9 protein-coding genes are annotated in these 15,600 nt (G+C 67.6%); 6 read left to right on the top strand and 3 right to left on the bottom strand.

Features of this window, described 5'->3' with window-relative positions; translation table 11 throughout:
* Nucleotides 1-111 precede the first annotated feature (111 nt).
* Both ACTTAG_RS00930 and nagA read left to right on the top strand, forming a co-directional pair.
* The gene (locus tag ACTTAG_RS00930) at nucleotides 112-936 is read left to right on the top strand and encodes a BadF/BadG/BcrA/BcrD ATPase family protein (RefSeq protein WP_444463777.1); all 825 of its coding nucleotides are present in this window, start codon (nucleotides 112-114) and stop codon (nucleotides 934-936) included.
* Nucleotides 924-2,069 (top strand): N-acetylglucosamine-6-phosphate deacetylase, encoded by a 1,146-nt coding sequence (nagA, locus tag ACTTAG_RS00925; RefSeq protein ID WP_444463776.1) that lies wholly within the window; start codon nucleotides 924-926, stop codon nucleotides 2,067-2,069. Before ACTTAG_RS00930 ends, nagA begins: the two co-directional genes overlap by 13 nt.
* On the opposite strand, the gene serB is transcribed toward nagA, so the two are convergent.
* The gene (gene serB / locus ACTTAG_RS00920) at nucleotides 2,045-2,917 is read right to left on the bottom strand and encodes a phosphoserine phosphatase SerB (RefSeq protein ID WP_444463775.1); all 873 of its coding nucleotides are present in this window, start codon (nucleotides 2,915-2,917) and stop codon (nucleotides 2,045-2,047) included. The genes nagA and serB overlap by 25 nt on opposite strands.
* Nucleotides 2,918-3,073: 156 nt before the next feature.
* Between serB and ACTTAG_RS00915 the strand changes: the two genes are divergently transcribed.
* The 4 genes from ACTTAG_RS00915 (at nucleotide 3,074) to ACTTAG_RS00900 (ending at nucleotide 7,996) form a co-directional block, all read left to right on the top strand.
* A complete protein-coding gene (locus ACTTAG_RS00915; RefSeq protein WP_444463774.1) occupies nucleotides 3,074-4,219 on the top strand; it encodes a phosphoserine transaminase in 1,146 nt (381 codons plus the stop codon).
* Nucleotides 4,220-4,290: 71 nt separating this feature from the next.
* Nucleotides 4,291-5,886: a phosphoglycerate dehydrogenase gene (gene serA / locus ACTTAG_RS00910; protein WP_444463773.1), complete on the top strand. Its 1,596-nt coding sequence runs from the start codon at nucleotides 4,291-4,293 to the stop codon at nucleotides 5,884-5,886.
* Nucleotides 5,887-5,950: 64 nt separating this feature from the next.
* Nucleotides 5,951-6,682, top strand: coding sequence for a metallophosphoesterase family protein (locus ACTTAG_RS00905; RefSeq protein ID WP_444463772.1), 732 nt, complete (start codon nucleotides 5,951-5,953; stop codon nucleotides 6,680-6,682).
* Between the two features lie 138 nt (nucleotides 6,683-6,820).
* Nucleotides 6,821-7,996, top strand: coding sequence for an acetyl-CoA C-acyltransferase family protein (locus ACTTAG_RS00900; protein WP_444463771.1), 1,176 nt, complete (start codon nucleotides 6,821-6,823; stop codon nucleotides 7,994-7,996).
* A 69-nt stretch (nucleotides 7,997-8,065) separates the two neighbouring features.
* On the opposite strand, the gene pbpC is transcribed toward ACTTAG_RS00900, so the two are convergent.
* Nucleotides 8,066-10,120, bottom strand: a complete 2,055-nt coding sequence (pbpC, locus tag ACTTAG_RS00895; RefSeq protein WP_444463770.1) for a penicillin-binding protein 1C — start codon at nucleotides 10,118-10,120, stop codon at nucleotides 8,066-8,068.
* On the bottom strand, nucleotides 10,117-15,561 hold the full coding sequence (locus tag ACTTAG_RS00890; RefSeq protein WP_444463769.1) for an alpha-2-macroglobulin family protein: 5,445 nt from the start codon (nucleotides 15,559-15,561) through the stop codon (nucleotides 10,117-10,119). Before ACTTAG_RS00890 ends, pbpC begins: the two co-directional genes overlap by 4 nt.
* Nucleotides 15,562-15,600: the final 39 nt, after the last annotated feature.

The raw sequence follows: 15,600 nt of genomic DNA, 5'->3' as shown, positions 1-15,600 counted from the left end.
CCTTCCTAGCAAGGCCGCCCGCCCCGCGACAAGCGCCGAGTTGCGCGCCCGGGCGGTTTCGCCTTGCCCGAGGGGGGCTGCCACGGCATCTTGGGCCGAACGGAGGCAAACATGGTCTATCTTGCGATTGACGGCGGCGGCAGCGGCTGCCGGGCGCTGCTGTGCGACGGTGCCGGGCAGGTGCTGGCCCGGGCCGAGGGCGGGCCCGCGAATATCGCCACGGATTTCGACGCCGCGCTGGACAGCCTGCGCGGACTGGCGGCACAGGCGATCGGCGACCGGCCGCTGGATCAGCTGCGCGCGGTGCTGGGCGTGGCCGGGGCGAACCTCTCGGGTGCGGGCCCCCGGCTTGAAGCGGCGCTGCCGTTCCGGGCAAAGGTGGTGCAGGATGTGACCACCTCGCTGCGCGGCGCGTTGGGAACGGCGGACGGGATCCTGGCGGCGATCGGCACCGGCTCGGTCTTTGCGCGGCAGCTGGGCGGGCAGGTCACCGCGATCGGCGGCTGGGGGTTCCGGCTGGGCGACGAGGCCTCGGGGGCCTGGATGGGGCGGCTGATGCTGAACCGGATCACCCGGATGCTGGATGGCTATGCGCCGCTCTCGCCGCTGGCGCGCGAGGTGCTTGATGATCTCGGTGGCGGACCGGGGCTGGTCGCCTTCACGCTGCAAAAGACCCCCGCCGATCACGCCGCCTTGGTGCATCGGCTCGCCCGCGCGCTGGAAGATCCGCTGTCGCGCTTCGTGCTGACCGAGACCCGGGCCGAGTTGCGCGCGGCCATTGGCCTGCTGCAGACCGACCCGCCCCTGCCCGTCGTCTGGATGGGTGGGCTGGGCCCGACCATCGCCCTGACCGACTGGCCGCGGGCCGAGCCTTTGGGCACGGCGCTCGACGGGGCGATGGCGATGGCGCGGGACCCGGCAACATGGGCCGCATGATCCTGACCGGGGCGCGGCTCTTTGACGGGGCCCGGTGTCACGACGGACAGGCGCTGGTGATCGAGGGGGACCGGATCGCCGCGATCCTTCCGGCGCAGGACGCGCCCGAAGGCGAGCGGATCGACCTGGACGGCGGCCTTCTGGCGCCCGGGCTGATTGATTTGCAGGTGAACGGCGGCGGCGGGGTGATGCTGACGGGCGACGACCCCTTGTCCGAGATCGCCACGATCTGCGCCGCCCATGCGGGCCTTGGCACGACCGGGCTTTTGCCCACGCTGATCACCACCTCGGCCCGGCAGACACGGGCGGTTCTGGCGGCCGGGGTGGCGGCGGTCGGCCGGGTGCCGGGCTTCCTGGGCCTGCATCTTGAGGGCCCGCATCTCGACCCGAAACGGCCGGGCTGCCATCCGGCCGAGCACATCCGCCCGATGACCGAGGATGATCTGCTGACGCTCTGCGAAGCCCGCGCCGGTCTGCCCGCCCTGCTGCTGACCGTTGCCCCCGCCTCGGTGACGCCCGATCAGATCGCCCGGCTGACGGACGCCGGGGTGGTGGTGGCTTTGGGTCACGCCGACTGCAGCTTTGCGCAGGCGCAGGCCGCTTTCGACGCGGGGGCCCGGGGGGTGACGCATCTTTACAACGCGATGAGTCCGCTTGGGTCGCGCGAGCCGGGGCTGGTCGGCGCCGCTTTGTCGCTGCCCTTTGCCTGCGGGCTGATCGCCGACGGGATCCATGTCTCGGCCGAATCAGCCCGGCTCGCCCTGCGGCTGGCGGGGGAGCGGATCTATCTGGTCAGCGATGCGATGGCGGTTGCAGGCACCGATCTGACCGGGTTCGATCTGGCGGGGCAGCGCATCCATCGTGCCAACCGCGCCTTGCGGACGGAAAACGACACGCTGGCCGGGGCGGATCTGAGCCTGCCGCAGGCGATCCGATTCTGCGTCGAAACGCTGGGACTGCCGCCCGAACAGGTGCTGACCATGGCCACCGCACGCCCCGCGGCGCTGGTCGGGTCCGACCGGGGACGGATCGCCCCCGGCCTGCCCGCCGATCTGGTGCATCTCAACGACGACTGGGAACTGACCCGGGTCTGGCAGGGCGGTGCGCTTCAGGCGAAATCGCCCACCGCATAGCCCTGAATGTAAAGCAGCGCCGAAAGATCGCCGTGATTGATGCGGATCTCGCATTGCGCCGCGACCGAGGGTTTGGCATGCAGCGCCACCCCCGCCCCGGCCAGCTGCAACATGCCCAGATCATTGGCGCCATCGCCCACCGCCATCACCTCGGAATGCGCCAGTTTCAGTCTTTCCGAAATTTCCAGAAATGTCTGAACCTTGGCTTCCCGCCCCAGGATGGGCAGCACCGGAACCCCGGTCAGCTTTCCGTTCTCGATCCCCAGAACATTGGCCCGGTTCTCGTCAAAGCCAAGCGTTTCAGAGACATAGCCGGTGAAAGCGGTAAATCCGCCCGACACCAGCGCACAATAGGCGCCGTTTGCCTTCATCGTTCGCAACAGGTCATGACCGCCCGGCATGAAGGTGATCCGTTCCGAAATCACCCGGCCGATGACGCTTTCGGGCAGACCGCGCAAAAGCCCCAGACGCTCGGTCAGCGCGCCTTCGAAATCGAGTTCCCCATTCATCGCGCGGGCGGTGATCGCACTCACCTGCGCCCCCACGCCCGCCACATCGGCCAGCTCGTCGATGCATTCCTGCTGGATCATCGTGCTGTCCATATCGGCCAGCAGCATCTTCTTCTTCCGCCCCTCGGCCCCCTGCACCACAAGGTCGAAGCCGAGCTTCTGCAGATCGTCCCAGACCTGCCAACGGTTCTCGGGCATCCTGTCCATCGGGAATTCGGCGGCGATGCCCGGGGCCAGCCAGCGGACCTCTCCGCCCCCCCAGGCATTGCGCAGCGAGGTGACCGTGACCGCCTCCAGATTGGCGGCTTTCGGGTCGGCGAGAAGCGTGGCGATGAACATGGATCAGGGGTCCCGGGGCTGAAGGGATGTCGCTTTTGATATCCGATGCGGCGCTTTAGCGTGATTTTCCATCTTGTGCCAGAGGGGCAAAGCTAGTAGCAGCGACGGCGGGACACCCTTCCCCAACGAAGGGCGTTTATCTGGAAGGATAGCGACATGACGAATACTGCCCCGGCCAACCGTCCGGCGAATGCACGTTTCTCTTCGGGCCCCTGCGCGAAGATCCCCGGTTTCTCCCTCGACATGCTCTCGGATGCGCCGCTTGGCCGGTCGCACCGTGCCGCCATCGGCAAGAACAAGCTGAAAGAGGCGATCGACCTGACCCGCGAAATTCTGGGCGTTCCGGCGGATTACCGCATCGGCATCGTGCCCGCCTCGGACACCGGCGCGGTCGAAATGGCGCTCTGGTCGCTGCTGGGCGCCCGCAAGGTGACGATGTGCGCCTGGGAAAGCTTCGGTTCGGGCTGGGTTACCGATGTGGTCAAGCAACTGAAACTTGACGCCGAGGTGAAAGAGGCGGGCTACGGCGATATCGTCGATTTCGCCAGTGTCGATTTCAACACCGATGTCGTCTTCACCTGGAACGGCACCACCTCTGGCGTGCGCGTGCCGAACGGCGACAAGATCCCGGCCGACCGCGAAGGCCTGACCATCTGCGACGCGACCTCGGCCGCTTTCGCGATGGACCTGCCCTGGGACAAGCTCGACGTCACCACCTTCTCCTGGCAGAAAGTGCTGGGCGGTGAAGGCGGCCATGGCGTGCTGATCCTGAGCCCCCGCGCGGTGGAACGGCTGGAAAGCTACACCCCCGCCTGGCCGCTGCCGAAGATCTTCCGCCTGACGTCGAAGGGCAAGCTGATCGAAGGCATCTTTGTCGGCGAAACCATCAACACGCCCTCGATGCTCTGCGTCGAAGATTATCTGGTGGCGATGAAATGGGCCAAGAGCATCGGCGGGCTGAAGGGCCTTGTCGACCGTGCCGCCGCGAACGCCAAAGTGGTCTGGGACTTCTGCGCCGCCAATCCGTGGATTGCCAATCTGGCGAACGACCCGGCGACGGCCTCGACCACCTCGGTCTGCCTCAAGTTCAATGACGCCCGCATCAAGGACGGCGCCGCCTTTGCCAAGGCCGTTGCCAAACGCCTTGAAAAAGAAGGGGTTGCGCTGGATATCGGCGCCTATCGCGATGCCCCGGCCGGTCTGCGGATCTGGTGCGGCTCGACCATCGAAAAAGCCGATGTCGAAGCCCTGATGCCCTGGCTCGCCTATGCCTTCGAGGCCGAAATCGCGGCGCAAGCCTGATTTCAGAACAGCGATGGGCGCAGGCCGCGCCCATCCTTTCCCACATTTCCGAAATTTCAGGAGCCCATGAAATGGCCCCCAAGGTTCTGATCTCTGACGAACTCTCCGATGCCGCCGTGCAGATCTTCCGCGATCGTGGCATCGAGGTGGATTTCCAGCCCAAGCTCGGCAAGGACAAGGAAAAACTGGCCGAGATCATCGGCAATTACGACGGTCTCGCCATCCGCTCGGCGACCAAGGTCACCGCGGCGCTTCTGGAAAAGGCGACCAATCTGAAGGTCGTCGGCCGCGCCGGGATCGGTGTCGACAACGTCGACAAGGAAGCGGCGTCCAAAAAAGGCGTGATCGTGATGAACACGCCCTTTGGCAACATGATCACCACCGCCGAACATGCGATCGCGATGATGTTCGCCGTCGCCCGCCAGATCCCCGAGGCCTCGGCCTCGACCCATGCGGGCAAATGGGAAAAGTCGAAATTCATGGGCGTCGAACTGACGGCCAAGACGCTGGGCGTTATCGGCGCGGGCAACATCGGCGGGATCGTCTGCGACCGCGCCAAAGGCCTGAAGATGAAAGTGATCGCCTACGATCCCTTCCTGTCGGAAGAAAAGGCCGAGAAGATGGGCGTGGACAAGGTCGAGCTGGAAGAGCTGCTCCGCCGCGCCGATTTCATCACGCTGCACGTGCCGCTGACCGACAGCACCCGCAACATCCTGAGCCGCGAAAATCTGGCCAAGACCAAGCCCGGCGTGCGGATCATCAACTGTGCCCGCGGCGGTCTGGTCGATGAAGAAGCCCTCGCCGACATGCTGAAATCGGGCCATGTCGCGGGCGCGGCCTTTGACGTGTTCTCGGTGGAACCGGCGGAAACCAACCCGCTTTTCAACCTGCCGAACGTCGTCTGCACGCCGCATCTGGGCGCCTCGACCTCGGAAGCTCAGGAAAACGTCGCGCTGCAGGTGGCCGAGCAGATGGCGAACTACCTGCTCGATGGCGCCGTTGAAAACGCGCTGAACATGCCCTCGATGACCGCCGACGAAGCCCGTGTCATGGGGCCGTGGGTGAAGCTCGCCGAATATCTGGGCGCCTTCATCGGCCAGATGACCGACGAGCCGATCACCGCGATCAACGTCACCTATGACGGCACCGCCTCGACGATGAACCTGCGCGCGCTGGAATGCGCCGTCATCGCCGGGATCATGAGCCGCTCGAACCCGGACGTGAACATGGTCTCGGCCCCGGTGATCGCCAAGGAACGCGGCATCCAGCTGTCGACCACCACGCAAGACAAGTCGGGCGTGTTCGACGGTTACATCAAGATCACCGTCGTCACCGACAAGCGCGAACGTTCGATCGCCGGCACCTGCTTCTCGGATGGCAAGCCGCGCTTCATCCAGATCAAGGGCATCAATGTCGATGCCGAAGTCGGCCGCCACATGCTTTACACGACCAACAAGGACGTGCCCGGCATCATCGGCAAACTGGGCACGCTCTTGGGCGAACACAATGTCAACCTCGCGAACTTCACCCTTGGCCGCGCGGCCGCGGGCGGCGAGGCCATCGCCATCGCCTATCTCGACGAGGCGCTGGATGCCAAGGTTGTGTCCGAACTGGAAGCGACGGGCCTCTTCCAGCAGGTGAAACCGCTGGAATTCAACATCGCCTGACCCTAGGTTCAAGGCGTTACCAAGGCCCTCCGCGACCGCGGGGGGCCTTTTCGTTGGAGAGACCATGCAAAGCTATGCCATCGGCGACATCCACGGCCAATATGACCTGATGATGCGCGCCTTCGACCGGATCGAGGCCGACCGCGCCCGGGAAGGCACCCCCGACAGCCCCGTGGTGGTTCTGGGCGATCTCGTCGACCGCGGTCCGAATTCGGCCGGGGTGATCGCCCATCTGTTCGACCGGCAGCAGACCGATGACACTCTGATCGTGCTCAAGGGCAATCACGACCGGATGTTCTCGATCTTCCTCGATGATCCCTTCGGCCGCGATCCGCGGCTGCGCGCCGAATACACCTGGATGCATCCGCGGCTGGGCGGGCCCGAGACATTGGCCTCCTATGGCATCCGCGAACCGGCCAACCGCCCCACAGCGCAGGTCCATGCCGAGGCGCTGGCCGCCATGCCCCCCGCCCATCGCACCTGGTTGGCCCAACTGCCGGGGTTTTATCGCCGCGACGCGGCGATCTTCGTGCATGCGGGGATTCGCCCCGGGGTGCCGCTCGAGGCGCAGACCGAGGATGACCTGCTCTGGATCCGTGCCGATTTTCTGGAAGACCCCCGCGATCACGGCGCGCTGATCGTGCATGGCCATACCGCGCTGGACGCCCCCACCCATTACGGCAACCGGCTGAACCTTGACAGCTCGGCCGGCTATGGCGGGCCGCTCTCCGCCGCGGTGATCGAGGGGCGGCAGGCCTGGCTTCTGACCGACCGGGGCCGGGTGCCCCTGGGCTGAGCACGCCGGGCGCACGGAATTGCGGCCGGTCCGGGCTTTCGGCGCCCGAGGACGTGACGTTCCGTCACGCAAGGCCAAAGCCCTGTTCCCCGCCCCCTTGGCAGAGGTAACCTTTCCGCATTGCAGCGGAGGGGAACCATGACCGGCATTGTCATTCTTTCGGGCGCACGGACCGCCATCGGCGGCTTTGGCGGCAGCCTTGCGGGCCTTGCGCCCGTCGATCTGACCACGATCGCCGCGCGGGCGGCGCTGGAGCGCGCGGGCGTCGCGCCCGAGCAGATCAATCAGGTGGTCATGGGCCATATCCTGAACACCGAACCGCGCGACATGTATGTCAGCCGCGTCGCTGCCGTGCAGGCGGGCGTGCCGGTCGAAACGCCCGCGATGAACGTGAACCGGCTTTGCGGCTCGGGCGTGCAGGCGATCGTTTCGGCCGCACAGGCGCTGATGCTGGGCGAGGGCGATTTCGCGCTGGCGGGCGGGGTCGATGTGATGAGCCGCGCCCCCTACATCCTGCCCGCCGCGCGCTTTGGCCAGAAGATGGGCGATGCCAGCGTGATCGACATGATGGTGGGGGCGCTGTCCTGCCCCTTCGGCACTGGCCACATGGGGGTGACGGCGGAAAACGTCGCCACCGAATGCGGGATCAGTCGCGCGGATCAGGACGCCTTCGCGCTGGAAAGCCAGATCCGCGCCGCGGCGGCGATTGCGGCGGGCGCCTTCAAGGAGGAAATCGTGCCCGTCGAGATCGCCTCGCGCAAGGGCACGGTGATTTTCGACACCGACGAACACCCCAAAGCGACGACGCTGGACAAACTCGCCGCGCTGAAACCGGCTTTCCTCAAGGGCGGCTCGGTGACGGCGGGGAACGCCTCGGGCATCAATGACGGCGCCGCCGCTCTGGTGATCGCGCGCGAGGATGCGGCGATGGCGACCGGGCTGAAACCGATGGCGCGCATCCGCGGCTTTGCGGTGGCGGGCGTGCGCCCCGAGGTGATGGGCCTTGGCCCGATCCCGGCGGTGCGGCTGCTGTGCGAAAGGACCGGGCTGAAGACCGGCGATTTCGACGTGATCGAAAGCAACGAGGCTTTCGCGGCGCAGGCGCTGGCGGTTTCACGCGCGCTTGACCTTGACCCGGCGCGGGTGAACCCGAACGGCGGCGCCATCGCGATGGGCCATCCGGTCGGCGCCACCGGGGCGATCCTGACGGTGAAGACGCTTTATCACCTGCACCGCACCGGCGGCCGCCTTGGCCTGATCACCATGTGCATCGGGGGCGGTCAGGGGATTGCACTGGCGATCGAGCGCCTCTGACAGGCGTCGCAAGGGCGTATTTGGACCAAGCAAAAGCAGCTGTTTTTTCTTGGCACAAATACGCCCTTGTCACGGCTTCAGCACGATCTGCCGGTGGTCGCTGCGCCCTTGCGCATCAAGCACGGTCAGCGACACGAAGCCCGGGCCGGTCAGGTCCAGCACGGTTTCGCGCGTGCGGCTGCCCACCAGCAGCGGCGCGCCATTCGCCAGCCAGGTGAAGGGCGGCGCGCCGCCGCGCAGCTTCACCGTCAGCCCCTGCCCTGCCGTCTCGATCTCGGCGCCCTCGGGCGGGAAGGTCACTTCCGGGGCGCCCTCGACCGCCGTTGCAAAAGCCGCATCGCGCGGGCGGAAGCGCTGCAGCGGTTGCGGCAGGCGGGCATTGGGCAGGATCAGCGTCGCGGGCGGCGGCGGCGGCAGGGGGGCGCGGGTCGCGCCGATCCGGTCGAAAAGTTCAAACAGCACCGGCGCCGCGAGTTCGCCGCCAAAGGCGCCCGGCACCGGCGTGCCATCGGCGCGGCCCATCCAGACGCCCGCCACATGGGCGCCGTCAAAGCCCAGCGCCAGCGCGTCGCGATGCCCGTAAGAGGTGCCGGTCTTGAAGGCGATCCGGTTCGGCGCGGCCCCGGGCGGTGGCGGGATGCGCGACAGGATTTCCACAACTTGCCAAGCCGCAACCGGCCCGAAAAGCGCGCCATCGCGCGGTCCGGCCTTGGCCGCCTCTGCCGAAAGCCGCAAGGGGCGGCCCAGCCGGGCGAGCGCCGCATAGGCCTGCACCAGATCCTGCAGGCTGATCCCCACCCCGCCCAGACTGACCGCCAGACCGGGCGGCGCATCGCTTGGCAACAGCACCTTCGCCCCGGCCTTGCGCAGGACCGAGAGCAGCCGTTCCGGCCCCAAGGCCTCGGTCAGGCTGACGACGGGGATGTTGAGCGACAGCGACAAAGCCTGCCGCACCGGCAGCGTGCCGCGAAAACTGCGGTCGAAATTCTGCGGGCGCCACGGGCCGAACGCCACCGGGCGATCCTCGATCAGGGTTTCGGGATGGGCCAGACCGTCGTCGAAGGCCAGCGCATAGACAAAGGGTTTCAGCGTCGATCCGGGCGAGCGCGGCGCCTGGGTCAGGTCCAGAAACCCCGCCCGTTTTGCATCTGTCCAGGCCGCGCCGCCGACCGAGGCGAGGATTTCACCCGTCCGGTGATCGGCCACCAGAAGCGCCACCGAGACCTGCCCCGCCTGACCTGCCACGGCCCGACCCGCCAGCGCCTCGGCCGCGCGTTGCAGCCCGGGATTGAGCGTCGTCTCGATCCGGGCGCCCCGCGGCGCGGCGGCCGCAAGCCGTTCGGTCAGATGCGGGGCGAGCGCGGGAAAATCGCGCCGCCGGGTCGGGATCGGCTCGGCCTTGGCCGCCTGAGCCGCATCGGGGGCCAGCGCGCCTTCGGCGGCGAGACGGTCCAGAACCCGGTCGCGGGCGGCTTTCGCCGCCTGCGGGAACCGATCCGGGCGGCGGGTCTCTGGCGATTGCGGCAGGGCGATCAGCAGCGCCGCCTCGGCCGGGGACAGCCGCCGCGGTTCCTTGCCGAACCAGGCGAGCGACGCAGCGCGGACGCCCTCGACATTGCCGCCAAAGGGGGCCAATCGCAGATAGAGATCAAGGATTTGGGCCTTGGTCAGATGCCGTTCCAGCGCCAAAGCCAGCCGCGCCTGCCGCAGCTTTCCCGCCAGCCGGCCGGTGGTGCCTTCCTCCAGAAGTCGCGCCACCTGCATCGTCAGCGTCGAAGCGCCCGAGACCACCTGTCGGTTCCAAAGCATTTGCCCCCCGGCCCGCAGCACCGCGATGGGGTCCACGCCGGGATGGCGGAAAAACCGGCCGTCCTCATAGGCGACCAGCGCGGTCAGATAGGCCGGATCGACCGGGCCGGGGGCCAGGCGCCAGCGACCATCGGCGACCGGAAATGCCCGCAGGATCGTGCCGTCACGGGCCAGAACCTCGGTGCCGACATCAACTGCCAAAGGGGGCAGCGGCGCGGTGGCGACCCAGCGATCCAGCGCGTCGCGCAGGCCCGCCACCGACAGCAGAACAAGGGCGGCGGTGAAAACCCCCGCCGCCCGTGGGCGCAGTGTCATTCCACCGTCACCATCCCGGTTTCGCCATGCGCCCGCATCTCGGGGCGATACATGTCTTCGACCGAGGCCGCCGGATGGACGAAAGTCCCGGGGCTGACCGCGCGCACGACATAGGCCAGCCGGAACGGCTGATCGCTTTGCCAATCGAGCGCCGCCAGGAACCGATCCTGCCGGAACTCGGTCGTCAGCGGGTTTTCCTCGACCGAGAGCCACTCCAGCGCCGCCAGATCGCCCGAGCGGAGGAGGTTCGGGTTGTCGATCTCGAAGCCCGCGGGCAGCGGATCGTTGACCATCAGCCGCGCCTCCTGACGGCCAAGCGGCTTGATTTCCAGCACCGTCACCAGCCGCGTGCCCTGGGCAACCTTGGTGGCATCGACCTCCTCGCCCTCCAGCGTGTAGTAGCTGCGCGCAATCGCCCAGCCCTTGCCGCCGGCCGGTTCCGCCACTTCAGGCACGCCGACCGTGGTCAGGGTCAGCGTCTGCGGGGTATCGCCGGTGTTCGCAATCGCCAGCGACCGCCCGGCGGTGTCGGCATCGATCACCTTGACCAGCGGGCCGGTAACCGCCGCGCCATCCACCGTCAGGGTCTCGGCCCCGGGCCGGTCGATCTGCGCATGGGCGGCCAGAAGCGTCCAGCTCGCCTCCTGTGTCGAAAGCGGCGTGGCGCCCAGCCGTGCGATCACCGATTGGCCCACCGTCTCGGGGTTGACCGCGGTCGAGCCCGATTCCGACGCCAGCGCCAGCACCGCCGCCACATCACGCAGATCGGTGCCATAGTCATCCCGCCAGACCGGCTTTTCATCGCCCAGCGCCGAGACCGATTTCGCCGCCCGGGCAAACATCGCATCGGCCCGGGTCTGATCGCCATAAGAGGCCAGCGCCGCCCCCAGTTGCGCCATCGCCAAGGGCGTTGCGAAATCGTCGCCCTTCACATCGGCGAAATAGCGCAGATCGCCGATCGAGGCCGCCCCTTCGCGCGCCAGCACCATCAGCTGATAGGCCAGAACCCGACCGCCGCCATTGCTGGTCCGGTCGAAATCGGGCGCGTAATTCACCTGATTGCGCAGGTTGTCGAGCGCGTTGCGGAAGGCCATGTCCGGCACCGCATGCCCGGCCTTGCGGGCGCGGCTGAGGAAATCGGTGACATAGGCATCCAGCCAGCCATCGCCCGAGATCGGCCCCCAAAGCCCGAAGGCGCCCGTGGCATCCTGATTGATCAGCACCTTGGAAATCGCCGCCTCGATGCGCGCGTCGATGTCCTTGGGCGTGCCCAGTTCCATCGCCTCGGCCACGGACGACAGATAGAGAAGCGGCATCGCGGTCGAGGTGATCTGCTCGGTGCAGCCGTAGGGATAGCGGTCAAGCGCCTGCAAGAGGCCGGGCGTGTCGAAACGCGCGATCGGCCCCGCCGCCAGCGTCGCCCGCGCCGATCCGGGCAGGAAGCCCGCAAAGACATTGGCGTCAAAGGTGAAGCTCTTGCCCGCGGCCAGATCAAAGCGCGACTGCCGCGCCACTTCGGGGCTGTTGTCCTGCACGGGGATTTTCAGCACCTTTTCCAGCAGCTTGCCATCGGGCGTCGTCAGCGCCACCCGGATCTCCTGCACCCCTTCGGCCTTGGGCGCGGTGACCGGCACGGCGATTTCCGCCTTGCCAAGATCCGCCAGATCGAGACCCGAAGGCCGCTCCCCAAGGCTCAACCCGGCCGAGGTCACATCCAGCCCCATCCGCCCCGAAGGCCCGGTGGCATGGACGATTTCCAGCAGCAGCCGCGAGCTGTCGCCGGGCGCCAGGAACCGCGGCACCGAGGCCGTCACCACCACCGGATCGCGCACCAGCACGTCGGACGAGGCCTGCCCGACACCGGTCTTCGACCAGACCACCGCCGAGAGCCGCACGGTGCCGTTGAAGGCAGGCATGTCGAAACTGGTGCGAATGACGCCCTCTTCATCCGCCGTCAGCGCGCCCGAGAAATAGGCCACCAGCTCTTCCGTGGGCGGCGGCGCCTGCAGCGTCATGTCCCGCCCGGCATCGCCGCCGGAACGGATCACACCCATCTCGCCGCTGCGGCCGTCGATCAGCCGCCCGTAAACATCGCGCAGCCCGACGCCCAAACGGCGCTGCCCGAAATAATGCGCCGAAGGGTCGGGCGCCTTGAACCCGGTCAGGTTCAGAATGCCCAGATCCACCGCCGCAATCGTCGCGTAAACGGTCTCGCCTTTCTTCACGCCTTCGACCTTCAGCGCCACCGGCAAAGCCGCGCGCGGATCGGAAGCGGCGGGCACGTCGAAGGCCGCCTTCAGCGCCCGTTCACCCGGATCGACCGTGGCATAGGCCAGCCCCATCGCCCGGTTCGGAGCCCGGTTCGGCGCCTCCTCGGCCAAGGGCCGCAGCACCGAGGCCGTCACATAGGCCCCCGCCCCCCATTCCTGCGTCACCGGCAGGTCGATGCTGTTTTCACCGGCCTCGACTTCGACCGATTTCAGCGCCACCACCCGGTTCGACAGGACCGAGACCAGCGCCACCCCGTTCGCCGGGGCGACGATGCGCAGATGCGCCGTGTCGCCCAGCGCATAGGCGGGCTTGTCGAGCGCGAGTTGCAGCCGGTCGGGGCTGGCCAGCACATCGGCAGGCGCATACCAGCCCGCGTCAAAGGCCATGCTGGCGGCAATCGCGCCGCTTTCATCCTCGACCACCAGTTCGTATTGGCCCCAATCGACCTTGGCCGCGATCTGCAGCGGACCGGCCGCGGTCAGATCGCCCTTGCCCTCGGCCACGCGGGTCCGCCGGGTGATCGGCTCCCAGTTCCAATAGCCATCGACCGCATACCACTGGTAGCTGGTCTCGACCTTGTTCACCACCCAATGCAGTGCCATCGGCACGGGCTGCAGATCCGGCCCCAGCGCCGTGACCTCGAAGCCCGCCTGCGATCCCTCGGGCACGGCGCCCTCGGCGAATTGCGGCTTGATCCCCAGAACCGGCGCCGCGGGCATCACCAGACGCTTGATCTCGCGGCTGATCGGACGGCCCGAGCCTTCGCGGACTTCCACCGCAAAGGTCGCCTCAAGCGGCCGGTCGGCACTCAGCGCGTCCTCGGGCAGGGCGACGGCGATCTCGGCCGCGCCGGTCTCGTCGGTCTCGCCCGCCTCCAGACTGTCAAAAAGCGTCTCGAAGGTCGTGTCGTGACGGCCAAAGACATAGCCCGCAAAGCCCGGAACCTCCGCGGCGGTGCGCAGCGCGAAGCTGCCCTCGGTGCCCAGACCGGCCCCCGGGGCGCCGAAAAGATAGCGCGCCTCAACCCCGATCAGCGGCATGTCATCCCCGGCCAGAACGCCTTCGGGCAGGGTCAGGGTGGCGTCGATCCGTTCGGGCAGGAAATCCTCGACCAAGAACTTGCCGGAAGCCAGCGGTTCCCCTTTGGGATCGGCGAAGATGTCGAGCCGCCAGGTGCCGCGCGGCGCCTGCGCCCCGATCGGCAGCGCGATGGTATGCCCGCCTGCCCCCGCATCTTCGGTCAGCGCACGGGAATATTCGACGCCATCGGGCCGCAGCAGAACGGCGGTCAGCGGCAGGCCATCAATCGCCTGCGTCGTGGCATCCCGGGCCAGAACCGTCGCATGCACCGTCTCGCCCGCACGATAGGCGCCGCGGTCGGTGGTCAGGAAAACGTCGATCGCGGGCGCGGGGGGCATCCCCTCGACGCCCCGATCCGACAGATCGAATTCCGCATCGGTCAGCGACAGATAAGCCAGATCTTCGCCGCGGGTGACCGCGATCAGCGCCGGGGCGGCATTGTCCTTGCCCGCGGCCTGTTCGGGGGTGAAATGCACCACACCCTCGGCATCGGTCTTGGCCGTCGCGATCACCGCATTGGCCTTGGACACCAGCTGCACCTCGGCGCCCGCGACCGCGCCCGCATCGGAAAGGCCGCGCACGGCCACGGTCAGCCCATCAGCGCCCGAATAGCTGGTCAGCCCCAGATCAGAGATCATGAACCACTGCGCCGCGGGCGGCTTTTCATAGGGATCGGCCCCCGGCACCGCCGCGCTCAGCACATAGATGCCCGACCCGAGCGGCCCGGTCACCTCCTGCACCGGCAGACGGGTGGTCATGTCGCGGTTGACCTCCATCTTCACCTCGGCGCTGCCGTGCCAGACTTCCTCGGCATATTGGCTGTTGAAGTAATCGACCGACCAGCTGTCCATCGAACGGGCAAAGTAATCCTCGCGCATCGCGGCGACCAGATTGCGATCCGACACCCGCAGGATCTTCAGATCGAGCCCCTTGAGGTTCACCGTCTGCACCGGCACGCCATTGTCTTCCCCGCGCGGCAGGATATAGGCCCGGCCGGGGAAGCTGACCGCGGGCGCCCGATCCCGCACATAGGCGGTGATGGTCACATCCTTGCCCAGCGTTTCCCCCGTCGCGGCGGGCAGGCCCTTGCGGAAGGTCAGCGCGTAACGGCTGCCGTGCTTCACCCCGCCGACGCAGATCTGGTTCGCCTCGGCCTCGACCGAAAGCCCGGTTTCGGGCAGCTGCACATAGGGCGCGTAATCGACCCCGGTCCTCACCAGATCGGCGTTGAAATTCGCACAGATCCGGGGGCTTGCGCTGTCGGCCTCGACCGCGTGATCGGCGATGCGGAAGCCGTATTTGCCCTCGGCCTCCTTCAGTGCGGCGGCGATATCCTCGCGCGCGGAAAGCGTCGCAGCCAGCTGCAGCGCCGCCAGCGTCTCGCGGGTGCGGTCGGCCTTTTCCAGCGCCTGCGCCAGAACGAACAGCGCCTCGGCCTGACCGGCGGGCTTGGCCGCGCGCAGATAGCCGTTCAGCGCCGCCGAAACCGAGCGGCCGACCGCCTCGGCCTCCTCAAGCCGCAGGCCCAGCGCCGCGTAATCCGTCCACAGGTCCGAGGCATCGGAGAGCACGATCATCGCGCCCTCCAGCGCCTGCGCCCGCGTCCAGTCCGACTGCGCCCGGGCCTGTTTCAGCCCCGCGGCCAGTTCCTCGGGACTGGCGAAATTCGTCAGATGCAGCCGCGACATCTGCGACGCAAGGTAGGTCGCCTCGGCCAGACTGCCCTCGGCCAGAAACGCAAGATCGGCGGCCCGGGTCTGCGCCCGCGCCTCGGCGCCCTTGGTCGCCGCCACCACCACGCCCGAGAAGGCGCCCTGATAAGGCGCCATCGCCGTCACCCCGGCCTTCGGGAAACAGGAATTGTTGCGGGCGTTGAAGGTCACCGCCTCGCAGGCCGAATCGGCCAGACAGGCAGCCTCGCAAGCTTCAAGGCTGGTGTCGAAAATCTGTTTCAGATCGCGGCCGGACAGGTCCATGCCTTCGGCGATCGACAACCGTCGTTCGGGAACAAGGGGGGCCTCCTGCGCCAGCAGGGGGGCAGAGCCGCAAATCACTGCACACAAGGAAAGAAAGGCCGAGGACAGACGCATGGTAACCTCCGGGCTGAATGCGCGGATCGTCTCATGCCG

Origin of the sequence: Rhodobacter capsulatus (genome assembly GCF_052363185.1) — a bacterium.
GTDB lineage: Bacteria > Pseudomonadota > Alphaproteobacteria > Rhodobacterales > Rhodobacteraceae > Rhodobacter > Rhodobacter capsulatus_E.
This window is presented reverse-complemented; position numbering and strand designations above follow the sequence as displayed.